Genomic DNA, 24370 nt, shown 5'->3' on the forward strand with positions numbered 1-24370 from the left:
ATACGATTTCTTATTTTTTTACTTTTGCCGCTGTGTTAACTTTTATCTTAGCGCCGCTTTCACCTATTGCGTCATAGTCAAGGCCGCGGAAACAATCCAGCGAAGAAGCCATATCTTCAAATACTTCTTCTGCCATGGAATGCTTAATTTTAAGGCCCATCAAAGAGGCAACCGTTTCAAGCATCTTCCAGCTTGCACGGGCATCCACCCTGTTCTTCTTTGCCCATTTATCGAAGTCTGTACCAAATCTGTCCAGACGGCTCATTTCCATGCCCACCATGCTCCTGTCCATATCTATTGTGGATACGGCCGGCCTCAGCCTCTGAACCATTCCCTGGAAGTTTACCATTGTGCCGTTCTTCTCGGCATATGTTGAAGCCGGGAATACTATGTCGGCAAGTGCCGTAGTTTTATTGTGGTTTGTGGCATGAACGATCAAAAGATCGAGCTTTGAAAGGATATTTTCGTATTCAGGACTCATTGCTGCAATGTCGTCTTCCAGGCAGTAAAGGACCTTTATTCTGCCTGAATTGACTGCATTCATGATTCCATCAAAATCAAGGCCTTCTGAACCGGGCCTTACTCCCGCGAGCTCGGCTCCAAGAGCGTTCGGAGTTTTATCTTCACGCCTTAAAATGTTGTCTCCGGAACCCGGAATAGTGTGCCTTGCAAAATCTATGTTCTTTACGTGGAAAGCTCCTTTTGCAAGCTTTGCCAGAGCGTAGTTGTCTTCGCACGTTGCAAAGGCGGAGCCCAGGAATGCTATTTCACCCGGACTGTAGGCCTTAAGCTGTGAGACTGTCTGAGCAACCGCTTCATCATAGCCTGTTTTAACGAGCTGCCCGTCGCGCCTTACGTGCGGGCCGTCAACTCTTTCATTATTTATAAACTTAAATGTGTTAAGCCTTCCTTCGTCGCACATCCAGTAGCTGTTGACTTCCTGGTTGTACCTCGGGGTAAGACGCATTACAATGTTATTCCTGACCCAGATCTCGTCGCTGCAGCCCCTGGAGCAGCCAGTGCAGATGGAGCTTGTCCTGGACATATCCCAAACTCTGGACTTGAAGCGGAAATCCCTGTTTGTAAGAGCACCCACGGGACAAATATCCGTTGTATTCAGTGAATACGGGTTGTCCAGATCTTCTCCGGGATAGGTTGAAACAGTAACCCTGTCGCCTCTTTTTGTAAATGTAAGCTCTTTTTCCCCTGCAACTTCATCACAGAAGCGGATGCATCTTGAGCATGATATGCATCTTTCAGCATCAAACATTACAAAGGGTCCCAGCTCCACGCGCTTTTTGTTGTGAGATTTTTCCTCCTCAAAGCGGCTTTCGCCCGAACCGTACTTAAAGGCATAATCCTGAAGCTTGCATTCACCTGCCTGATCGCAAATCGGGCAGTCTAGCGGGTGATTGATTAGCATAAATTCCATTACTGCGTTGCGGGCGGAAACCGCCTTATCCGAATCGACGTTAACTACCATTCCGTCTGCTGCCAGTGTGGAACAGGCAATTGCCAGCTTGGGCATCTTTTCAATTTCCACGAGGCACATCCTGCAGTTACCCGAGACTGACAAAGCCGGGTGCCAGCAGAAATGCGGCACTGTAATACCGTTTTTGGTTGCAACTTCTATTACGGTCTGACCCGCCTTGAACTCTATTTCTTTTCCGTTAATTGTAATCTTAGGCATAAAATGTAAAATCCTGCTTCCTGATTTTTATTCCTGACCTGGTTACTTAAATTCTGTTTCTTTTTATTTTTCAGCTTTAATAACTATTTTGCTTAACACTTTCTCATCCAAAACTTCATTTGCTTTTTCAAGCACGTCTTCAGGGGTTACGGAATCTATATCCCTTATAGAATCCTCAATGGTTTTTATGTTGTTGAAGTAAATCTCCGACTGCGCCATGCGGAACATGCGGTTTGTCATCCCCTCAAGGCTTAAGAGCATGCTCCCTTTTAAGTATTCCTTGGCTTTCTTTAGCTCCCTGTCTGAAACCTTCTTTTCAATTACTTTTTTGTACTCTTTTGTAATAAGGTCCAGCGACTTTTCGTAGAGCTTTTCGTTTGTGGAAAAGTAAACACCGAATGAGGAAACGTCATAAAAAGAGTTTAAGAATGAATTCAGCTGATAGCAGATGCCATTCCTTTCCCTTACGGTCTGGAAAAGGCGTGAACTGCTCCCTTCACCAAGAATGTGTGAAAGAACGTTTACCTTTGTCCTTTCGAGGTCATCTTTATAACCGTAGGTTGCGCATCCTAAAATTGTATGCACCTGCTGGATTTCCTTATCCAGAACCACTTCCGAGGGCTTTCTCGGCGTAACTTTCTTTCTTCTAAAGGATTTCTTCCCCAGGTCTTTCTTTATGTACTTTTCGGCAAGCCTTACCAGTTCATCGTGCTCCACGGCACCGCTGGCTGCAATGGTGAGGTTATTAAGGCCGTATTTTTCTTCTATGAAGCTAAAGAGGTCATTACGGTTGAAGCCGCGTACGTTTTCCTCTGTACCTATTATCGGAAGCCCCAGAGGGTTTCCCGCAAAAAGGCTTTCTTCAAACTTGTCAAATATCAGCTCTTCCGGGTTGTCTTCAATGTCATATAGCTCATCTACAACCACACCGGCTTCTTTTTTAATTTCATTTGCCTTAAATGCCGGGTCCTGTATCATATCGGCCAGAACGTCAAATGTGCGTTCAATATATTTCCGGAGGCCGCGCCCGTAGTAGCAGGTATGCTCTTTGGATGTAAATGCATTCAGATAACCGCCGTATCCTTCTATGTCTTCGGCAATTTTTCTCGGGGATCTTTTGTTCGTCCCCTTAAAGAGCATGTGCTCAATGAAATGTGTAATCCCGTTGTTTTTGCGGCTTTCGTCACGTGAACCCACATTAAACCAGAAGCCTAGCGAAAAGCTGTTCACGTAGGGAACCTGTTCGGTTATAATCTTGATTCCGTTCGGAAGAATTGTCTTTTTATACTGATTCAACCCGATAAACTCTTTATTTGTAAGTGTTTTTACTTAAACCGTAAATATAGGCAAAAGGCGATATGTAGTCAAGAAATGAAAAACGGAAGATGAGGCTTCAATCTGCATTCTTAAAGCTCATCTTCCGTTAATATTAAAGAGGAAATATACTCTGCAGTTTATCCGACGTTAGCACCGGCATATTTTGCAGTATACTTCTCATAGAATTGTGCAATCTTGTTGTATGCTTTTTCAAGTATCTCTTCCTTAGGCAGGAACACAACCCTGAAGTGCTTTGTTCCGGGTACCTGTCCGAATCCGCTTCCGTGTACAAGCACAACGCCTGTTTCCCTGATCAGTTCTGAAACGAAGTGCAGGTCAGGCTGCTCGAGGTTGATCTTCGGGAAAGCATAGAATGCGCCTTCAGGCTTAACACAGCTGATGCCCGGGATGGCGTTGAGCATATTTACAGTTATATCCCTGCGTACTGTAAGTTTCTTTAAGGCTTCAGTCAGGTGTGCATGGTCGCCTTCCAAAGCTGGTTTAATTGCATACTGTTCGGGGTGGTTGGCTGACAAACGGGCCCTTAAGAGCTTGTTTATAGCTTCAATATATTTCTTCAGGCCTTCGCGGCGTCCTGAGATGATGCCCCAGCCGATTCTGAAGCCCGGAACCATATAGTTCTTTGAAAGTCCGCCGAAAGTAATGCAGGGGACGTCCTTATTTAAGGAAGCAATTGAAGTGTGCTTCTTTCCATCATAAAGGAGCTTGTCGTAAATTTCATCGGCAAAGATGACCAGGTTGTGCTCCAGCGCCAGGTCAACTATCTGGTGAAGAACTTCAGTTGAATAAAGAGCGCCGGTCGGGTTGTTCGGGTTAATTAAAATGATAGCACGGGTCTTATCATTAATCTTGCTTTTGATGTCTTCTATATCAGGCTGCCATCCGTTATCCTCATCCAGGTAATAGGGGTTTTCCATCATTCTCAGCTTGCTTGAAATTGCCGTGTAAAGAGGATATCCCGGGGTCGGAGTAAGCACGTTTTCCCCTTCGTTTACGAGTGAGGTCAGTGCAAGGTCAATAGCTTCGCTTGCGCCTGTTGTAACAAAAATATCCAGTACGTTGTCAATTCCCTTGCGGTTGGCTTCTGCTTCAATGGCCTGGACAGCGTCCTTAATGCCCGAGGAAGGAGAATATCCGTTCAGGTTCTTCAGCATTGCCTGGTATGTGGCATCGATCATATGTCTTGGGGGCTGAAAATCAAATATGTTCGGGTCCCCGATATTCAGATAGAGCATTTCCTTGCCGGTCTTGGCAATTTCATTAGCAATAACAACGACGTCCCTGACCGCATAGGTGACATTTTCAGTCCTTTCGGCAGGTTTGACTTCAAAATTAGCCATTACAATTTTTCCTTCTGCTATTATCTATAAAGTTAAAAATTTCGAAAATTTTATGCTTAAAATTACCTCTTTAATCCGATACAATCAAATCCCTTTTCCCTCTTTTTCCTCAAAGGGAAGAGTATAAATATGGGCGAATTAAGGTTACTCACCCCGGTCCAATTATGCAGCCGTGGTTTCTAGCTGCAGACTGAAAATAAAAAGCCGGATACTTCTTTATCAGAAGATCCGGCATTGTTGAAAGTTTATCTGCAAACTTATAAAATAAGTCTCATGAGGTTACGGGATTGTTGAAGCCTTCCTTAATTCTGTTTTTTGTTCTTAGAGCCTCATCTTTAACCTGCTGTGGCGTATCACCCATGCTCATAATCTCGTCGCAAGCTTTTAAGATCGCATCCCTGTTGTTTGAAAGTGAATACCAGCCCAGGGCCTCCAGCGTGGCTACCCTTATTGCCACATCTTCCCTGCTGTTCTGTGCCAGCTGTAAAAGTTCAGGTACCGCCTGTATGTAATTGTATACTCTCAAAGACTCTATCTCCTTTACTTTCTTCCTGATCCTTAAAGAATCGTTCTTAATATTAGGGAGCAGCTCCTTATTCAGATGGTCGCTTGAATTCAGGATCGATCCCTTCATCATTTCCCTTAAATTTTCCTTGTCAGCCGCATCCGGCATCTGACTTAAAGATTTTTCCAGCTCTTCATAGCCTGCAACAGGATCAATAAAAGCTATCGACTTCTTCAGGTCGAAAATAACCCTTTCCGACTCATCCGTTACAAGCTGCTTTGCCATAATAGTCAGGTAATCGCGGTTGCCGACTTTTCCCATCCAGACGGCTGAAACGCGCCTTATAAATTCAAAAGGATCCTGAATCGACTCTTTTAGAACGCCCTGGAAAGACGGGGTATTCAGCTCTGCCAGTGCGGTCAATGCCTGGAGACGTACGTTAAAGGACTCGTCTGTCCTGTAGGCGCTTAAAAGCTCTGTCTCATAGGAAGCACCCCTGATCTTAAAGAGCATCTTAAGTGCAAGTGCGCGGAGTGAAGGCTCCTCGGCGTACCTCATCCTTTCCCATGATGCCGTGTCACTGACTCCCTGAGTGAGCATACTGTTCAGGTTGACTCTGGGATCGATTGTAGTAAAATGGAACGTCGGATCGCCAAAAAGGTGATTTTCCAACACATTGTTCATCTTGTGCCAGAGGCCTACTCTTGTGCCGTAGTTGAGCACGCCTGAGAATTCCTCTGCCCACTGGTCCTGAAGCGTGGTAGTGCTGTTTGCTATGCCTGCAATTGTTGCGCCGTAACCAAATACGTACTCGCCTGCAAGATAAGGGCTTGTATGGAAAGCGCCATTATAGCATTCGTCAAAAAGTATAAGTTTTGCCTGCGGAGAGATCCTTCTTATATCGTCACCATAGATCGTCATCTTGCGCTCGCGCATTGAGTCGGCTGCAGCAACCCTGGGGTCAAACGCTCCGTCGAACCAGCTGTCGGGCACATTGTAGTCGCCTTTCAGGTCCTGCTTCTTTTCATCCACATTTTCGCCGCTCTTGCGCGCATCGCGCAGCTCTTTTCTTAAGTTGAGCTTAATGTTGTCGATGTTGTCATCAATGTCATTTGACCTGGGATAATCTATAAGGCTCTGCAGGTTATCATCGCCATGAGCATGGAATATTGCAAAGTCAAGCTTCGGATCCTGAATTTCGCTAAGGAGTATCCCTTTCATATAAGGGCTCATGGTGTGGTTTAATTTCTTGAGCCTGCCGCCCGTCTTGAATACCTGCGGGAATTCCTCTCTTAATGAAAGCTGTTCGTCACCCCAGGCGCTCAGAGATTCTGAGAAATATCTATAGCCTGTATAGACGAGCATGTTATCCAGCTTATTCTGCTCTTTTTTCTGTTTTACAACGCGCTGCAGATACTGATTAATGAGCGTATACTTGCTCTCGTCGTCCACTGAAGGCTTTATACGGGCGCTGTAGATGGTCTTGTTTACCTTCTGCGGAGAATCCGGCGTAAGGGAATAATAAAAGCAGAGCGGATGCTCACTGTCCTTGTGCAGGAACTGGAATTTCAGGTTAAAATCGTCGTAAAAACGGTCCGAAGGCACCGAAGAATAATAATATTCCGAAGAATTGTTCTCGTATTTGAACGAAGAAGTAAGATGTTCGGCATTCCTGAGCATAGGAATGGGAATGTCACCTATAAAGACAACGCCTTCTAACTGCGGCTTCTGGTTATAGAGCTTCAGGATCTCTTCTTTAATTTCGTCAGGGCTCTTCCAGTCGTCTACCAGAACGTAAGTAGAAAGTCCGTCATCCTCAACGGCATCGCGGTAGGCCAGAATGGCATCTTTTGTCCTGCTGTATGTCTCCTCATCAACAATAATTGCAAAGGAAGTACCATGTTCCTTTGTCGGCTTTTTAATGTCGAGCCTTCCGTAAAGAAGCACATTTCCAACTAACAAAATGATAAACAATAAACTTATCTTCATCTTCTCTTTTCTACCTGGTCTTATCATCAAATATCAATACGGCTAATAATTAAACATCATTACTCTGTAAAGACCGCAACTGGAGTGCCATATGACAAAAGCTCGATTTTAACTCATAAAAGGATATTCGGTTTTATTTGTTGAATTTTTATTGGCTAATATTGCACAATTGTTTACTTAATGCACAATATTTCGAGATTAGCTCTGCTTTAGGAAAGTCCGGGGAAGTATTTTATAATGCCCGGAACCCGTTAAAAACGGGTTCCGGTGCAGCGAACGAAGTAATAGTGAGTTATTTAATTGTGCTTCAGGGATCTCTGTAAAAAATTCTTTTTCAGGAAGTGATTGTATTGCTGTAGCCCTCAAGCAGCCTGTTTTTAGTCCTCAATGCCTCTTCTTTTACCTCAATCGGCGAATCTTCTCTCTTTATCAGCTCATCGCAGGCTTTTATAATTATATCTCTGTTGTAGGCCATCGCATACCAGCCCAGAGCTTCCAGTATAGCTTTCCTGATCTCTTTGGGCTCTTTTCCATCTTTTGCAATTTCAATCAAGACCGGCAGCGCCTGTATAAAATTATAATTCCTGAACGTCCTAATCTCTTTCAGCTTTTGCTTGGCTGCTAAAGTATCACTTTTTACATTAGGAATCAATTCCTCATTCAGCCACTTTTCCGAATTTAAGATGGAAATTTTTATCCCATTCTTCATTTTTTCCTTGTCCACCGTTGCCGGCAGGCTGTCTATGTACTTTATACATTCATTATAGGCAAGGAGAGGATCAATATAGACGACCGTCGACTTTACATTGTAGGATACCCTTTCAGATTCATCGTCAAACATCTGTCTGACCATTAAAGGTATGTACTCCTCCTTACCAATCTTACCCATCCATTCTGCCGTAATCCTTCTTATCAGCTCATAAGGATCGTTAATTGAGATCTTTACCACGTCCTCAAAGGCCTTGGTATTAAGTATTGAAAGATATTCAAGAGCGTGCATTCTTACGTTAAACGAAGGATCTGTTTTGTAAATGCTTACCAGTTCTTTTTCAAACTTTGCACCCAGGCACTTGAAGGTCATATAGATACCTAGTGAGCGGAGGTTAATGTCCTCGCTTTTTGCCATTTTTTGCCAGAATCTTACGTCCCTGGAATTTAAGACAATAAGTCGGTTCAGGTCCCCCTCATAAGCCGGGGTGTAATGAAAAGTGGGATCCCCTATCAGGTGGCTTTCCAGTAGGTTATCCATCCTGTGCCACTGCCCGAACCTGAGGCCGTAGCCTAAAAGCCCCATGAAAGAATCTATCCACTGGTCCTGCAGTGCGTTTGTTGTATTTGCAATTCCTGCAACTGTCTGCCCTTTGCCAAATACATATTCCCCGGCAATATATGGGCTGTGGTGGAATGAGCCGTTAAAGCACTCGTCAAAAATCACCAGTTCTGCCCCAGGAGCAATTTGCCTTGCGTCCTCGGCGTGAATGTCCAGGCTGTAGTCGAGGAGTGAATCCGCCTTCACAACAGAATCTGCAAAGGCATCTTCCATCCATTCCACAGGTACGTTATACTGCTTAACAAAGTATTTTTTCGCCTCATCCAGTGACATCTTTCTTCTTTTGGCCGACCTGAGTTTGCTCCTTAAATAAAGCTTTACTGATTCTATCTGTCCTGCCGGGTTCCCGGGATTTGGATAATCTATCAGGTACTGCCTGTCAATTTCACCATGCGCATGGAAGACAGCCATATCAAGCTCCGGCTTCTGGAGCTCTGAGAGGATAATCTCTTTCATCTGTGTGCTCATGCTGAAATTGAGCTTCTTGAGCCTCCCCCCGGTATTGTTGTAAAGCGCGGGCAGCTGTTCCCTCAAGGCCAGGTTCTCATCGCTCCATGCTGTCTGTGCCTGTGAGTTGTAGCCGTGACCCGTAAAAACCAGCATGTTGTCCAGCTTATTCTGCTTTTTCTTCTCTTCAGAAACCCTTAAGAGGTAGTTTTTAATTATTTCATATTTCGAATCATCCTCCACCGGAGCCTTAATGCGCCCGCTGTAGATATCCTTATCCACCCTCTGCGGTGAGTCAGGTGCAAGTGAGTAGTAATAGCAGAGCTTGTGCACAGTATCATGACTTATATAGTTAAACTTCAGGTCAAAGTCGTCATAAAACCTGTCCGTTGGAACAGAAGACTTGAACATTGCCGCATTTTCATCCAGCTTGAAGGCTGAAGTCATGTGCTGGGCGTTTCTTACCATCGGAATCGGTACGTCGCCAATTAAGACAATCCCCTCTAAAGGAGACTTGCTGTGGTAAAGTTTCAGTATCTCGGAACGGATTTCATCGGGACTTTTCCAGTTGCTAATAAGAATGTATGCCGAAAGGCCGTCGTTTTCCACCGCATCCCTGTAGGTGTCAACTGCACCTGCGGTTTTCTCATAAGTCGCCTTATCTACAATAATTGCAAACGAGGTAGGATTCTTCTTAATCGGTTTTTTAATTGTCACTTCTGCGCGTGTGCAGAATGCGGATAAGATCAAAGTTAGGACAATAAAACGTAATTTCATTTATATTCCGGGAAATAATTAGTGTTGTATATTTAATACGTTTGAATAAAAAGTTCGTGTAAAACTATTTCAAAACTGTCATTTTTTTTGTTTGTGTAAAGGCTCCAGCTTTTAACTGGTAATAATAAACTCCGCTTGAGAGCCCCTGCGCGTTAAAGCTTACCAGCTGTGTGCCTGCTTTCAGGAACTGATCTACCGGTACGCTTACTTCGCGCCCCAGCATGTCGTAGACCGTAAGCCTTACAAGGCCTCCTTCAGGAATTGTAAACCTTATTGAAGTAACCGGGTTAAAAGGGTTCGGGTAATTCTGCTCAAGCATAAATCCATTTGGGCTTACGTTACTATTTTCTCTTACTCCCACCCCGCCTTCAGTGGAAGAAATGATCTGCCCGTTTGAGGTCCCGAAATATATTTTTCCGTTTTCATCAAAAGCAGACGAATAAAAGTGATACTTGCCCTTCAGGCTCTCATCCAACTGCCAGCTTTTGCCTGAATCCGAAGTCTTAAGGACCGTTCCGTCATAACATGTTACGTATCCGGTTCCGTCGCTGCGGAATGCAAGTGTATAAAAAGTTGTATCTATATTCTTGATTCCATGGTCTATATAGTTCCATGTAGCACCCTTGTCAGAAGAATAGTAAATCGCCTTTTCGCTGATAGCCCAGGCATTCTGGTTAACTACGCAGAGCTCCTTAAAGCCCGAGGTCTCAAGTCCTGCGGGTGCATTGCTGACCTTAACCGTATCCCACTTATCTCCGCCATTGGTTGTCCTTATCATCCATCCTTTCGGGCCCGCAATAACTCCCGTTGAGGCGTCAAAAAAAGCAATGCCCCCTCCGATGTATCCGGGTCCCGGAATTGTAAGGATCTCATTCCATGTATTGCCGGCGTCGGCAGACTTTAGGATATGATATTCCGAGTAATCATTTATGCTCACCCATGCGTAGCCGGTCGAGGCATCAGGAAACGTAATTCCGCCAATTTTATTTTTGGCATTAAAGGCTACAGCTTCCAGCACCGGATTCCAGCTTTTACCCCCATCGGTGGTCTTAACAATGTGCCTGTTATCTTTAAGGACAAAGCCCGTGCTTGAACTGGTAAATGCCATTGAGTACCCTTCCCATACCCCGGCAGATGATGTGAAATTCCAGAGGTTTCCCTTTCCGTCGTCATTTGTAAAAATGTCGCTTGAACGGCTTAAGGCAAAGCCCTTGCCGCCTGTAAACTGGATTGAGTAAATTGCAGTTGAAGCCTTCATCGGAAGAATGCTCCACGTTGAGCCAAGGTCTGTGGACTTAAAGATGTGGTTTTCTGTTCCTATGGCGTAAACCACATTGTTAAAGCCTGTAACGGCCTGAAGGCTCACGGAAAAGCTGCCCATTGCAGGGCTCCATGTTTCCCCTCCGTCAGCTGTTTTCATTAAGAACATTTTGCTGAATCCGTTGCTGCCCACGCATATTCCCTCGGTGGAATTCTTGAAGTATGAATCCTTTACCCTGTCATATGAACCTGTAGTCTTTTTAACCCAGGTCTTTCCCCCGTCTAAAGACTTATAGACCGGTGCAGGAAGGCCGGTAAAATCGTTCCCTTCACCCATCAAAAGGACCTCTTTTGAGCTCAGCCACCGTACCGACTTAATTACTCCGAACATATTGTCTGTAATGGGGGACAGGTTCCACGTCTTCCCGCCGTCTGTAGTGTATTTAATCTTGTCTTTTTTATCTCCTGCAATTACGCCGTTGTTCTCATCGTAAAAAGAAACGTCGTACCACCTCTGCGAGACTGTTGAGACTAGCGAGTCCTCCTTTGTCCAGCTAAGCCCGCCGTCTGTAGTAAGGAAAAGGTACATAGCCTTGTCCTTTCCTGCAACAATGTGGCCTCTTGCAGAGCTTGTAAAGCACAAGGCATCGAAGTACGTAAACTTGATGTTTGGTACAAGTCCGGCAAAAATGCTTTCAGTCCATGAACCGCCGCCGTCTGTAGTCTTGAGGATGCTGCCTTCTGCGGTGCCGATCCATCCTGTGTTTTTATCCAGGAACAGAATTTTCTTTAGATTTTTTTTAGTGTTTGTCTGCTGGACGGCCCAGTCGGTGCCGCCGTTTGTAGTATGATATACGACGCCTGAATCGGCCGACATCCAGCCTTCCGTCTCAGACACAAAGAATATGTCGCTTACAGCCTGTTTCAAATCCGGCCCTGACACCACCTTCCAGGTCTGCGCCCGGAACGTTGAAGCCGAAAGAAGAAGAGCTATAATAAGAAAGTATTTTTTCATTTTGTCTCCGGCAATTTAACCTGTTTATAGTTTTTGTTTCAAACTCAGTAAACCTTAAGCTCATTAAATCTTAAGCTCAATAAACCTTAAGCCTCAGCTCCAGGCTGGAAGTAAAGTCGTTTCTTTTAAGGCCGCTGAATAAACTTTCACTTGCAGCCTTTCTGCTGCTGTAGAAAAGATTAAGGTTTATTATGCCCCAGAGGCCTGGTTCAACACTAAGCCTTAACGTTGCACGGTGCTGCTGAAAGTCAGCCTGGTAAGAGGCAATGTCCCTGATCCTGAAATCTGTGTAATAAGCTGTGGGTTCCGCTATTGAGAGCTTAATGTCATTTGCCCCATAGTTGCTGAAGCTGTAGGCAGTAAATGTGCTTATCAGGCTGTTCCACCTTATGCTGCAGCCGGCCGAGGCAAACGCCTCAACTCCTTTTACGCCCCAGCTTAAGGCGCTGTAGTAATCTTTATAGTCATACGACAGCTTTTCAATTCCACCCTCAAGCCCGAGTGTGACATTTGGGTTTAATATGTACTGAAGTCCTGATGCGGCATAATGCCTTGGAATACTGTTCTCCATCATAAGGACACTGAAGGACGGGTGCCTGGCCCACATGCTTTCAGTTTTGAAACTGTAGTAAAGCCCCAGGCTTAATCTTTCACTTAGTGAAAGGAATGACTGAATGGCACCTTCATATGAGCTGTTTTTCCAGTATCCCTGCCTCTGCGGATCAAGTGCGTCATCCTTCAGGGTTATCTGTTCAAGGCCGGTGCCAAAGTATGCAGATGCCGCAAAGCCTTCTTTTATGAAAGAGGCCGTAAGGTATCCAAAGGCGCCGTTCTGATATGAGTAGCGCTCCTCTGTCTTCTTTTTATTTACAAAGGGGTAATCGTAACCCTTAAACTTAAGGAGCAGAATTTCCTTTGAGACGGCACCCTCATCTTCTTTATAGCTCACTTCTTCGTTGTTGTCGTAGATTTTTCCCATAGCGCCCACCGTCAGTTCATCAGTTATGCGGCAGCCCAGGCCGAGCTTGATCATGATGTCGCGGTGTGCTGAGGTTGGCCTTGGCGCCACCTCCTTTAAGCCCTGATCCACCCCATAATTTAATTCAAAGCCGGCCAGGATTGTCTTCCACAGCTGTGCGGCATACTGTGCATTCATTATGATGCCGTTATAATGTGTGTCGCCCGTAGTGCTGTCGCCAAAAAGGAAGGGGTTGTCTGTTGAATAATCCTTTGTCGCAAGCCAGCTCCAGTTCCTCCGCTCCTGCCTCTGGAAGCCGAAGCTTCCCTTGAAAGTCTGGAAGGAATCTATATCCTTTCTGCCTGTGGCCATCAGCTGATAGAGCCTCTCCTGGGCAGGATCGACAAACCTTCTGAAGTCGCCATCTTTGTTAAGGTATGACGACTCTACGGACAAGAGTTGTTCTTTGTTTTCATTTTCCCACTTCAGGAAGGCAGGGTTCTGCCCGGTGTAATATGAGTTAACGCTTCGTCCGGCCTCAAAAATGGTGCTGAAAAACCGTCCGGGCCTGTAGAGTTCCTGTGCGTTTGAGGCTCCTGAGGCCATCAGAATGCACATGAGTATTATATTTTTAGTTTTCTTCATCTTGATATACCGCTCTTAATAATGTGACTTGGGTGTAGGGTGGCTTAATACCCTGAAATCAAGCGATGAGTTGTTGTTATCCAGAAGCTTTAATGCGCCCGGAACAGTCATCATGATTCTTTCCATCGATTTGCCGGTGTAGAACTGTATTCCTCCCGTAGTCCCGGCGTCTATCGAACGGTTCAGAATTTTCTTATCCAGCTTCGAGGGATCCTTCATATATTCCACCCCGTCAAGCACTGCCGAATAGGGAATAAGCATCTGGTTGTCGTAAGTCTTAAGATCTTTAGCCTCCATGCGGGCTATTACTACGCCTCCCAACTCACCGCCCATTAACCAGTCGTTACCGGTGTTCTGGAATATTCTTATCATGTTCGGTACAGCGGGGTTATCCACGTCCGGGGCGTCATCTTTATAAAACTCGAAGTCCGCGTGCGACAGATCTACAGAATTTGGTGCGTTTGTCCTGTGGTCCATTGCGTCCTCAGCACACACAATAAACTCTCCCGGCCTTATCGGATAGTCCTTCCCCGTGCCCGGGAACATCCAGATGGACGTGCTGTGGACATAAGAGGGATCGTTCACATAGTTCAGGCCGTAAGAGCTGCTGCTGAAGACCAGGGCTACCATTACCTTATCCAGGTATACCGTAGAATCACTCTGATTGAATATCTCCAGGTACTTGTCGTGATAATAATTCCCCGCGCCCGATGGCCCGCAGGAATATATCTCGCTTATTAACAGCGCTGATCCGCTAAAGACGGGGCTTAGGCAGACTGTCTTTGGTTCTGGAGAATCGGCCATAAGGCTGATTGTTCCGGCTTTTTTATTTATCAGCCTGTAGCCGCCTGCCTTATTGCCCGTAACCTGTTCCATCTCCTCCGGGCTCATTTGCCTTACAACGGAAATGTGGTATTCATCCGAAATGAACCCTTTTATGCTTACAACGCCTTCGCCGTCTGATGTGGCAGTATAAGTCGTTCCAAGCGAGTTCGATTTCAGAGTCACTTCGGCATTAGCTACCCTGTCGGTGCCGTAGAGCTTCTGCATATATCCGCTTGAATCCACGAGCACAATCTTAAACTCTGTCCCCCTTTCTAAAGATGAGGGTTTGTCTTCCGTATCAATCAGCTTGTCGCAGCCGGATGAAAAGAGTGCCGAAGTTAAAGCCAGTACGGTAAATAATCTTTTTACAGTCAGTTTCATTTTGTAATACCTCCAAGGGCCGAACTGAATTCAATGCCGTAGTAAATGTCCGGATTTCTTCTTTCGTACGAAGGATAGTCCGGTGAACGCCTGCGGCTTTTATATAATGGCTGATTGTTAAGGAAATTGTTCACAAAGAAAGAGACCGAGGCTCCTTCCCACAACGACTTGCTGACCTTTACGTTTAAGAGCCACTTGTTCGGGCGGTCCTCATTATTCAGCTCAAAGGACTCAATGCTGCGCCTTAGCTCTGTGTATTTGGGGTTATCTCTTTCACCTGAAGGAATTCTCTGGAGCTCGCCTTTCTGTGTGTAGTAACCTACGGCAAGCGTGTCCTCAAAATTCCGTCTTCCGTTTATGTCAACTGCAAGCTGCTGAATGTGAAGCGTGATCCACATGCCGAGCGTCTTTGTCTGTATCTCAAAGCGGTAGTTCAAAAGGAGTCTTTTATTGAACTCCTCAACGTCGTTATACATCGGAACGACCCTTATTCCAAGAGCGCTGCTGAAACGGGGAGTTGAGAAGTAATACCCGTTTGTGCTCCCGTTTTCCTCATAGCTGTATGAGGCGTCAAACTTAAAGACAGTATTAATTACGGGAATTTTCCTGCTGCGGAACGAAAGCTCAAGCCCCTTTACCCTTTCCCAGCCATTGTTCTGATAAGATGAATAGCTCTCCAGAACCGAATCCTTGATAAAGCTTTGAGACTGATCGGGCCACGAAGGATATGACTTCTTATAGAATACCGTTGGCGCGTTCAGGCTCTGGAACATATTCTTTGAGTTGTTAAAGTATCCCGTCAGGGTAAAGCCGCCGAAGGAGAACTGCTCATCCAGGCTTGCCTCATACTTTTTCTGTGTATATCCCTTCAGGTATTCGTTTGCCTGAGGGCGGATATAGGTTGAAATAAGAGAAAAGTTGCTGTCGGCATAAGCCGGGTTTACAACGGAAACCGTATCAACGATGTCGTAATACTTGTCCTGCGCAAATATCATCCCCATGGGAGGTGCCTTTGAAGTTACTCCGTAGCTAAGGCGGATCTGCATGTCTTCAGAAAGACTCATTGAAAAGTTAATTCTGGGATTTGGGAAACTCCCGTTAAAGGATTCAATCAGGTCCCCCTTACCAATAAGCCCCTTTATGTTAAACCCGTTCGGGCGGTAGACCTCGTAGCGCAGTCCCAGCTGAAGAGTAAAAGGCTTAAAGAGCCTTCCTGTTATCCTGTCCTCGGCGTAAAGGCTTACTATATTGTATTGCGGAAGCTCGTCGTAGCGCCTGAGTCTTGGAGCGGGTATTGTAGCTGAAGGCGGGAACAAGGGATTGAAAATGATCCCTTCACCCTTATTAAAATCGTCTCTCCAGTTAATGCCTGCAACCCAGCTGTGGAGGAGGTCATCGGTAAAGAAACGGAAATTATAATTTGCATCCGCGTAAAGGTTCCAGACGTCACCCTTAATCCATTTTTCCCCCAGGTATGAACCGAAGACTATCCGGCCCGCTCCCGTTCCTTCAAAAGTCCTGTCTGTAATTACAGCGTTGTCGCGTGAGACTACGGCCTGGTTATGCGAGTTCTGCCTGGTGTAAGAGGCAGACATATTCAGGCTAAAGCTGCTGAAGGAGTTGAAGCTGCGGCTGAAGCTGCCTGTATATTTAAGATTAAGGTCCCTGTTATACCATGCCTCGCGCGAGGCGTATTCCGGCTTTTCCTTCATTTCGTCAATTGAGCGCGTGAGGTAAATAATATTTTTAATGCTGAATTCCCCGGTTTCCCTTTCGGCAGAAACCTGAGCTGCAATCCTGGTGTATCCGTCGCCTTCAATTCTGACATCCCTGTCCGAGGAAGCAAGGTTCATATTCCCGTTAAAAATCCAGCTGCCCCAGGGAAGTCCGCCGCTGAAATTAAGCTCGTTTATCTGTGGGTTATATTTATACTTGGCGCGGAATGGCTCGGCAGTGCTCCTTGTTTTTACTATCATCAGCCCGTCTGCAAGGTCGCCATACTGTGCAGATGGAATGCCGCGGATAATTTCAACTTCTTTTATATTTTCTGCCGGGATGGATCTTAAATCTATTCCGCTGTTTGCCGTCGAGTATCCGATTCCCACCTGCATGTTTGCGTTATTTGTAACCGGCACGCCGTCTAAAACAATCTGTGTTCCAAGTGCGTCGCCGCCCCTTATTGAAGCCTTCTCAACGCTGTTTAGTGTGGGGTTGGTGGTTTCCACGCCCGGCGTCAGTTTCATCACGTCGTTCAGGCTAGCTGCCTGTATGTGCTCAATTTCGCCTGAGGAAACTGTTGTCTTTGTCTCGGGAGTGACGGGTATGAATTCGTTGTTCGCCACCACCTCGATGCCGCCGATTAAAAACGAGGTGCTCTTAATGCGGAAGTTTTTCACTACTGTTCTTCCGCCAAGCGTAACTTTTTCTGTAATTTTTTCATATCCCACAAATGACACTTCAAGCGTGTAAGTGCCCGCTTTTGCAAGAATAGAGTAGCTTCCGTTATTATCTGTAACAGAGCCGTTATTGGTCTCCTTTAACACTACGCTGGCAAATGAAAGTGCCTCGCCTTTTTCATCGGTAACTTTTCCCTTTAAAATTGTAAAGCCGCTCTGGGCAGGTATGGCAACTGTAAGCGAAAGGAGTAAAGATATTATTGAAATGAGTTTATACATAGGGGATTTTTCTACCGTCTATTATATAGAAAAAATGCGGAGCATGCGGCAAAAGCCGTACCTCCGCATTTAATAATAATTAAAACAGATTACTTTATGAGAAGCATCTTCTTTGTTTCAATCTGGCTGCCTGCTCTCAGCTCATAGAAATAAATACCGCTTGAGAGCTTTGAAGCGTCAAATTTTACTGAATAAGTGCCGCGGGCCTGGTTTTCATTTACAAGGCTGGCAACTTCCTTTCCAAGAACGTTGTAAACCTTCAGGCTTACCATTGCTTCAGATGGAATTGAATATCTGATGACAGTGCTTGGGTTGAATGGGTTCGGATAATTCTGTGAAAGAGCAAAGTCCTTTGCAACCTGTGACTTTTCAGTCTCAACAGCTGAGGTCTGTACCTTTGCGTGCAGTATTATGCCGTTGTTTCCAACAGTCCAGATGTTATCACCATATGCTGTAATGTCACTCAGAGTTGAAGTTGTCATTCCTTCAGAAACCTGCCATGTTTTACCGCTGTCGGCTGAATAGCAGACGTCGCCGTTTCCAGTTACTACCCATTCTGTTGTCTTACCGAATGCAATTCCCCATATAGCGGCTGAACTTGCAATGCTTGATGGCAGGCTGACTGCAGTCCAGGTTTTTCCGCCGTCAGTTGTTCTTGCAAGAGCTTTGCTTCCTCCTGCAACGTAACCGGTAGATGCATCCTTGAATTTGAGTGCAAACAAGCCGCCTGCAACGTTTGGAACCAGTGCTTCCCAGGTTGTTCCGCCGTCTGTGGTTTTTGAAACCTTACCGGCAAGCGCGCTGAAGATTACGGTCTTTGAATCAAATACAGCCAGATCCCATATTGTGTTTGTTCCGGCATTGTTTGTAAGGTTCGTCCATGTCTGGCCGCCGTCAATGGTTTTTACCATCTTGCCTGAGTTGCCGACTGCATAGCCCGTATCTTTGCCTCCAAAGGCTACTGAATAGAATACCATTGTTGCAACGCCTGTAACAGGGCTTGTAACCTTTGTCCAGTTCTTTCCTGCATCGATAGAGCGGAAGAGTCCGTTACCGGCACCAACAGCACACCAGACGTCAGGTGTAACAATTGCAAAACTGTAGAGCTGTACTTTGAACTGGTCTGAAAGCACGCCCCAGTTCTTTCCGCCGTCCGTGGTCTTAAGTATAAAGCCGAGGCTGTCAGCTGCTACGGCAGACCCGCCGCAGGCATATCCTGTATTGTCATCAACAAATGTAACCTGACGCAGATACTGCTGTGTAATTGCTGTATACTTTGCGTTCCAGGTCTTGCCCTTGTCGGCGCTTTTAAGAATAGTTCCTGCTGTACCGGCAATGAAGATTGCGTTTGTATCGCCGTCAACAGCATTGAACTTCTGCAGAGGAATCTTTGTAGAAGTCCATGTCTTTCCCGAATCAGAGGTTGCAAATACGCTGCCTTTGGCGTCAACGGCATATCCGGTTGCTTTACTTGTAAAGAGGATATCATTGATATTTATGCTTGTTGCAGCACCGCCCTGCTTTGTCCATGTTGCACCGCCGTCAACTGACTTATAGATATCGTTGTTCGAGGTGCCCATAAAGCCTGTTGCTGAATCGGTGAATGTAACCGAGTAAACATTGTTTGTAAGGCCTGTAGGAGCAGAATTTACCCATGTTGTGCCGTAGTCATTTGATTTCATCAGCTTTTTGCCTGTTGTACCGTTTGCTATGAAAACATCTTTTGCGTTAACAATGAATACTTTATAGTTGGTACCTGTTCCGGTATTAGTGGAAGTCCAGGTTTTTCCTCCGTCTTTTGTCTTAAGTACGGTTCCTTTGCCGCCTACGACATAGCCTGTATCGGAATCCATGAACTTAACGTCATAGAGGTCCTCCGCAACTTTGGAATCCAGATAGCTCCATGTCTTTCCTGCGTCTTTGGTCTGCATCAAAAGACCAGCGTTTCCGCAGATTATTCCATTGTTTTGATCCCAGAAATAAACAGAAAGTATATCCCTGGATACGGTGTCTGCCTTAATGACATCCCAGTTAAGGCCGCCATCGACACTTTTCTGCACAATGCCTGCGCCGGCAACTGCAATTACCTTATCGGAGCCCAAATATTTAACATCATTCACGTCATTGCCGTGAGGTTTAGGATTCTGCCACTCCCAGTTGTAAGTCTGTGCATTCGCCAGAGCAGAAATCATAATCAGTAAGAACAAGGTGTAGAATTTTTTCATCTGCATTACTCTCCCAATTTAGTTAACATTTATGCCGGAAAAGGGAAAGCCTGCTAAAAATGAGTCTTCACGTACCCGGCCTGAAAAGCGTGAAAGACTGTTAAAAATCGCTTATGCAAAACAAATACGCCTGCTTTCCCTATTGTTATTACACATATAGGAAGGAAAAGTACTATACTTCTTTCTCTTCTGCCCTGCTCAAATAAAAAAGCATATTTAAGACAAGCTGTCTTTTACCTAAATGCTTTATCCATAAAAATTTACAAACTCAGAATATTTACTTATTTTCCCGTGACATATTATTTTTTTTGATATTTATACTAATCCGGACTCAATTAAATGAAAAAAATATTATTTTCTTTTTTATCTCTGCTACTTCTTCTTTCTACTTTGAAATGCCAGGTAAATAAAACCTGGTCTGAAATTACGGGGTCAGCATTCCTGGAAAACCGTTCATATGAGGCGTTCCGCAATATTTGCGATATGGCAGGCGGAAGACTCATTGGCTCTGAGGCCAATGAAAAAGCCATGCAAATTTTAACAGGCGAACTTAAGTCGCTTGGCATAAGTGCCCGCAGTGAGTCTTTTAAGGTCCCGGGCTGGTTTAGAGGCGACGATGAGGTCCAAATAACAAGCCCTCTTAACAGGAAGCTCCAGGCTATAGCTTTGGGATACGTTAATTCACACCCGGCTTTTGCCGCAGGTGTAGCCTACGCAGGCTTCGGCTTTGATGAAGACTATTCCGGAATTGACGTGAATAATAAAATAGCCCTCGTAACCTCGGAAGCCCCGAAAGGCAAAGAGCCCCTTTTAAGATATGAGGCAATCGATATAGCCTCACGCCACGGGGCAAAAGCTATTCTTTTTATTTGTGAACACCCGGGCATGTATAACCTTGCCGGAACCGGAAACTTCCAGGGCACTAACACCCCTGTTCCAGCCTACAGCCTCACCTATGAAGAGGGAATGTGGCTTAAAAGACTTGTCACAGAGGGGAAAAATCCTGAAGTTAAAATTACAACCAACTCTTACTGCAGGGAAGTTGAAACGGCAAACATTATATTTTCGCTTCCCGGCAAAGTCAAAGATAAGATCGTCATAGGAGCCCACTTCGACTCGTGGGACATCAGCCAGGGAGCGGTTGATAACGGGCAGGGTTCGGCAATTTTACTTGACGTGGCCCGCCTGATGAACACTTTCTCTGCGGATAATTATTACTCAATCGACTTTGTATGGTTTAACGGCGAAGAGCTAGGACTCTGGGGCTCAAAGAAATATGCCGAAATGCATTCGGCTGAACCGATTGCTGCAATGATCAATATGGATATGACAGGTTCTCCCAGGGGCTTTAACTGCATGGGCTTTGATGAATTCAAAGGCTTCTTTGAAAACCTTAGGAACTCCCTTAACGGCTTCGACCTCTCCTCGGGCGTTGCAAGCGTGCCTTATACCAACAGCGACCACATACCTTTTATGTTTAAGGGTATACCGGCTTTCTCTGTGATGGGTCACCTGGATGAGGAATCCGTAAAATACTATCATACATCGGGGGATGATTTCGACAAGGTAAATAAAAAACAGCTTTCTGAAGCCTCAGCCGTTGTATCGATTATGCTTCATGAACTTGCTAATTATACCAGGCTTTCCGAAGGGCACAAGAACAGCCGGCAGATGGCCGACCTCTTCAGAAAGTTTCATCTGGATGAAAGATTAAAACGCCAGAAAGAGTGGATCTACAATAACTGATCTTTTGTCCTGAGATGATAACTCTTACTGCGGCTCAGCCGGACTGCCCTGCGGCAATTCACTGAGCCGTTTTTTTTGTTCGTTTTCCCTTCCTCTTAAGCTTTCATTTCAGCCCCTGAAAAAGAAAAAAATATTCAGAAAAAATAATTTGGACTTTAATAAAAAATTCTTTAACATTTACTGAATTTCTAATGCAGTTGATATTTAAGGATTCCTTTCGTATATCATATGTAGCTTTCTGGAGCCGTGGCTCTGAAAAATAAATATTGAAAGACTATACAGGCATTTTCAGAGCATCTGGCCTTAAGGCTGATACTTCACCGGGAACACTTTTGTTTTAGAGACAGGGCCCGGATGATTTAGTTTTCACATAACTTGCATAAATAAAATGAACAGGACTTCCAAAAGAAAAACTGATATTGATCTGCCTCTGGTACTTCAGTCTTCGGACCATTTTTTCAATTTGTCGCAGGAGCTCCTTTGCCTTTGCAATTCAGAGGGCCTTATTAAGAGAGTTAATCCGGCCTGGCAGAAGACACTCGGCTATACTGAAAAAGAGCTGCTCGAAAGCAACTTTTTCGAACTCCTGCACAGCGGCGATATTGAACTGATGAAGAGCATCCTCATGAGTCCGGATATAAATTTTCCCGTTAAGACAGAGATGAGACTCCGTAACAGAAGCGGCCATTACAGAATGGTTTCCTGGATTATTTCACGTTCAAGCGAAGAAGGGCTAATCTATTTGTCAGGCAATATATTTTTAACAGAAAAAGAACCTGAAAGACCAATACCCGACGGGGAGATCTATTTCAGGTCACTCATTGAAAACTCACTCGACGTTAAATCAATTTTTGATGAGGAAGGGGTCTTCCAGTATGTAAGCCCCTCGGTAGAGAAAATGCTGGGCTATAAACCCGGAGAACTTATCGGGAAAAACCTTATCCGGTTTACGCATCCTGAAGACATAACCAGGCTGATCAAGGTCTTCGGCAAGGTCGTCAAAACTCCCGAGAGCACCTCTTCAGTTGAGTTCCGCGTCAGGGACAAGGAATTCAAATGGCACTCTATTGAAAGCATGATGAGAAATATGCTGCATAACCCTTCGGTAAGAGGAGTTGTCGTAAACTCAAGAGATATTACACAGCGTAAAGACGCCGAAAATACAATCCATACGCTCTTAAGCATCAGCAAGAAACTGAACTCCACGCTGAATGTGGATCTGCTCGTTGAGGCACTGGTAGAGGAGGCCCTTAAGCTTTCCGACTCCGAGAGCGGCTGCGCCGGGCTTAAGACGGCCGAAGGCATGGTATGTAAAAAGTTTTTCTTTAACGGGGTAGCACAGGATTTTGAATACTGCTGGACACCGGGCATGGGTATTGCAGGAAGGCTGATCGTTAATAAGAGCCCTTATATTACAAATAACGCGTTAAAAGACCCCATCATTCTCCCTGAAATCCGCGACAGGTTTTCTATTAAATCAGGAGCATATGTTTCAATACTAAACTCACAGGGTGATGTGATCGGGTTCCTTTCGGTCTATAATAAGAAAAACGACATGAACTTTACCGAGGCCGATAAGGAAAAGCTTGTTGCCCTTGCACAGCTGGCTTCAACGGCAATCCAGAACGCAATTGCATACCAGAAGATACAGACCGCCGAGTTCCAGCTCAAAAACTCACGCGAGCAGCTTAGACGCCTTTCGGCCCATACTCAGTCGGCCAGGGAAGAAGAGCGCACAAGGATCTCAAGGGAAATCCATGACGAGCTCGGACAGGCGCTTACCGGCCTCAAGATGGACCTTTCTTGGCTGGATAAGAAACTACAGGCTGAAGGACAGCCGGCAGAAGCTGTTACTGAAAAAATTAACGCAATGTATTCTCTCATAAACGCTACAATTAAGTCTGTCCGCAAGATCTCCTCTGAACTCAGGCCGGGAGTGCTGGATTACCTTGGAATCTCGGCAGCCATTGAATGGCAGGCGCAGGAATTCCAGAACAGGACAGGCATTGCGTGCAGGATTGTTGCAATGCCTAAGGAACTGGAGCTCGATCAGAACTTCTCTACGGCACTGTTCAGGATTTTCCAGGAAACCCTCACAAATATTGCCCGCCATGCCTCTGCAACTAAGATTGAGATCAGCCTCGTGCACGAAAGCGGCAATATTATACTCGCAATTAAAGACAACGGAAGGGGCATTACAGAAGAGGAAATCTTAAATACAAAGTCTTTTGGACTCCTTGGAATGCGCGAAAGAGCTTATCTTTTAGGCGGCGAGTTCTCAATTAAGGGTACGCCGGGCAAGGGTACCACTGTAACGGTTACAATACCTGTCGGAGATTTAAAAGATAAAGGGGGAGCAGTATGATAAAAATTTTAATTGGCGACGACCATGCTATTGTAAGGCAGGGTCTAAAACAGATAATCTTTGAAGGCAAAGGCAAATGCACCTGCGGCGAGGCTGAAAACGGCCAGGTGGTCCTTGATATGCTGGATAAGGAAGACTGGGATGTTGTTATACTGGACATTTCAATGCCCGGAATGAGCGGGCTCGATATATTGAAGGAAATTAAGAAAACAAAACCACGCCTGCCGGTCCTGGTGCTCACCATGCATTCAGAGGACCAGTTTGCACTCCGCTCCATTAAAGCCGGAGCCTCTGGCTACCTGACAAAGGACAGCGCGCCCGAGGAACTCATTAAGGCAATCAATAAGGTTATGGATGGCGGCAAATACGTCAACCAGCAGCTGGCCGAAATCCTGGCCGCCGATATTGAAAGAAAAGCCGAAGGGCCCCTGCACGACACTCTTTCGGACAGGGAATACCAGGTAATGCGCCTTATTGCTTCCGGAAGAACGGCTAAACAGATCGCTGATGAACTCGCCCTGAGCGTTAAGACCATCAGCACCTACAGGGCCAGACTCCTGGAAAAAATGAAAATGAAGACCAACGCGGAACTGACCTACTATGCTATTCAGAATAAACTCGTTGAATAGCTCCGGAATCCAGGTTTTCAGGCTCAGTCTTGTAGGTCTTATACTTACCTGATTATTGGCCAAAGACTGACAATTTATTCAGTTTTTTTCCGATTTCAGGCAGGGAGAAATTTCTCTATATTAATATAGAGGTTTGCCCCCATTGAAATTTTGACCGGCATCACTTATTATATAATAAAGGGCACCTTCAGTAATAATTAATTTCAGAATTGAATGCAGTTTAACTAAAC

General features: G+C 45.3%; 13 protein-coding genes. 3 read left to right on the plus strand and 10 right to left on the minus strand.

Going from position 1 to position 24370, the window contains the following annotated elements; translation table 11 throughout:
* Positions 1–10: 10 nt before the first annotated feature.
* The 10 genes from HF312_06190 to HF312_06235 form a co-directional block, all read right to left on the minus strand.
* Complete coding sequence (locus HF312_06190; GenBank protein MCU7519790.1) at positions 11–1690, minus strand: molybdopterin-dependent oxidoreductase; 1680 nt, start codon at positions 1688–1690, stop codon at positions 11–13.
* A gap of 63 nt (positions 1691–1753) precedes the next feature.
* Positions 1754–2986, minus strand: coding sequence for an insulinase family protein (locus HF312_06195; protein ID MCU7519791.1), 1233 nt, complete (start codon positions 2984–2986; stop codon positions 1754–1756).
* A 158-nt stretch (positions 2987–3144) separates the two neighbouring features.
* Positions 3145–4368: an aminotransferase class I/II-fold pyridoxal phosphate-dependent enzyme gene (locus HF312_06200; GenBank protein ID MCU7519792.1), complete on the minus strand. Its 1224-nt coding sequence runs from the start codon at positions 4366–4368 to the stop codon at positions 3145–3147.
* Positions 4369–4639: 271 nt separating this feature from the next.
* Positions 4640–6862, minus strand: a complete 2223-nt coding sequence (locus HF312_06205; GenBank protein ID MCU7519793.1) for a HEAT repeat domain-containing protein — start codon at positions 6860–6862, stop codon at positions 4640–4642.
* Positions 6863–7196: 334 nt separating this feature from the next.
* On the minus strand, positions 7197–9416 hold the full coding sequence (locus HF312_06210; GenBank protein MCU7519794.1) for a HEAT repeat domain-containing protein: 2220 nt from the start codon (positions 9414–9416) through the stop codon (positions 7197–7199).
* 64 nt (positions 9417–9480) lie between these two features.
* On the minus strand, positions 9481–11691 hold the full coding sequence (locus tag HF312_06215; protein ID MCU7519795.1) for a T9SS type A sorting domain-containing protein: 2211 nt from the start codon (positions 11689–11691) through the stop codon (positions 9481–9483).
* 76 nt (positions 11692–11767) lie between these two features.
* A complete protein-coding gene (locus HF312_06220; GenBank protein ID MCU7519796.1) occupies positions 11768–13294 on the minus strand; it encodes a hypothetical protein in 1527 nt (508 codons plus the stop codon).
* A gap of 15 nt (positions 13295–13309) precedes the next feature.
* Positions 13310–14500: a DUF4876 domain-containing protein gene (locus HF312_06225; protein ID MCU7519797.1), complete on the minus strand. Its 1191-nt coding sequence runs from the start codon at positions 14498–14500 to the stop codon at positions 13310–13312.
* Positions 14497–17175, minus strand: coding sequence for a TonB-dependent receptor (locus HF312_06230; GenBank protein MCU7519798.1), 2679 nt, complete (start codon positions 17173–17175; stop codon positions 14497–14499). Before HF312_06230 ends, HF312_06225 begins: the two co-directional genes overlap by 4 nt.
* Positions 17176–17264: 89 nt before the next feature.
* The gene (locus HF312_06235; protein MCU7519799.1) at positions 17265–19400 is read right to left on the minus strand and encodes a T9SS type A sorting domain-containing protein; all 2136 of its coding nucleotides are present in this window, start codon (positions 19398–19400) and stop codon (positions 17265–17267) included.
* A 339-nt stretch (positions 19401–19739) separates the two neighbouring features.
* On the opposite strand from HF312_06235, the gene HF312_06240 reads away from it, so the two are divergent.
* The 3 genes from HF312_06240 to HF312_06250 all read left to right on the plus strand — a co-directional run bounded on the left by HF312_06240 (position 19740) and on the right by HF312_06250 (position 24140).
* The gene (locus HF312_06240; GenBank protein ID MCU7519800.1) at positions 19740–21146 is read left to right on the plus strand and encodes a M28 family peptidase; all 1407 of its coding nucleotides are present in this window, start codon (positions 19740–19742) and stop codon (positions 21144–21146) included.
* A 388-nt stretch (positions 21147–21534) separates the two neighbouring features.
* On the plus strand, positions 21535–23511 hold the full coding sequence (locus tag HF312_06245; GenBank protein MCU7519801.1) for a PAS domain S-box protein: 1977 nt from the start codon (positions 21535–21537) through the stop codon (positions 23509–23511).
* On the plus strand, positions 23508–24140 hold the full coding sequence (locus HF312_06250; GenBank protein MCU7519802.1) for a response regulator transcription factor: 633 nt from the start codon (positions 23508–23510) through the stop codon (positions 24138–24140). Before HF312_06245 ends, HF312_06250 begins: the two co-directional genes overlap by 4 nt.
* The last annotated feature ends 230 nt before the right edge of the window (positions 24141–24370 follow it).

It is taken from the genome of Ignavibacteria bacterium (genome assembly GCA_025612375.1).
Taxonomy (GTDB): domain Bacteria; phylum Bacteroidota; class Ignavibacteria; order Ignavibacteriales; family SURF-24; genus JAAXKN01.

What these genes read in the sequence shown, in the direction of transcription:
- HF312_06190 (MCU7519790.1), bottom strand. Translation starts at nt 1,690, where the DNA reads ATGCCTAAGATTACAATTAACGGAAAAGAAATAGAGTTCAAGGCGGGT.
- HF312_06200 (MCU7519792.1), bottom strand. Translation starts at nt 4,368, where the DNA reads ATGGCTAATTTTGAAGTCAAACCTGCCGAAAGGACTGAAAATGTCACC.
- HF312_06205 (MCU7519793.1), bottom strand. Translation starts at nt 6,862, where the DNA reads ATGAAGATAAGTTTATTGTTTATCATTTTGTTAGTTGGAAATGTGCTT.
- HF312_06210 (MCU7519794.1), bottom strand. Translation starts at nt 9,416, where the DNA reads ATGAAATTACGTTTTATTGTCCTAACTTTGATCTTATCCGCATTCTGC.
- HF312_06215 (MCU7519795.1), bottom strand. Translation starts at nt 11,691, where the DNA reads ATGAAAAAATACTTTCTTATTATAGCTCTTCTTCTTTCGGCTTCAACG.
- HF312_06220 (MCU7519796.1), bottom strand. Translation starts at nt 13,294, where the DNA reads ATGAAGAAAACTAAAAATATAATACTCATGTGCATTCTGATGGCCTCA.
- HF312_06225 (MCU7519797.1), bottom strand. Translation starts at nt 14,500, where the DNA reads ATGAAACTGACTGTAAAAAGATTATTTACCGTACTGGCTTTAACTTCG.
- HF312_06230 (MCU7519798.1), bottom strand. Translation starts at nt 17,175, where the DNA reads ATGTATAAACTCATTTCAATAATATCTTTACTCCTTTCGCTTACAGTT.
- HF312_06235 (MCU7519799.1), bottom strand. Translation starts at nt 19,400, where the DNA reads ATGAAAAAATTCTACACCTTGTTCTTACTGATTATGATTTCTGCTCTG.
- HF312_06240 (MCU7519800.1), top strand. Translation starts at nt 19,740, where the DNA reads ATGAAAAAAATATTATTTTCTTTTTTATCTCTGCTACTTCTTCTTTCT.
- HF312_06245 (MCU7519801.1), top strand. Translation starts at nt 21,535, where the DNA reads ATGAACAGGACTTCCAAAAGAAAAACTGATATTGATCTGCCTCTGGTA.
- HF312_06250 (MCU7519802.1), top strand. Translation starts at nt 23,508, where the DNA reads ATGATAAAAATTTTAATTGGCGACGACCATGCTATTGTAAGGCAGGGT.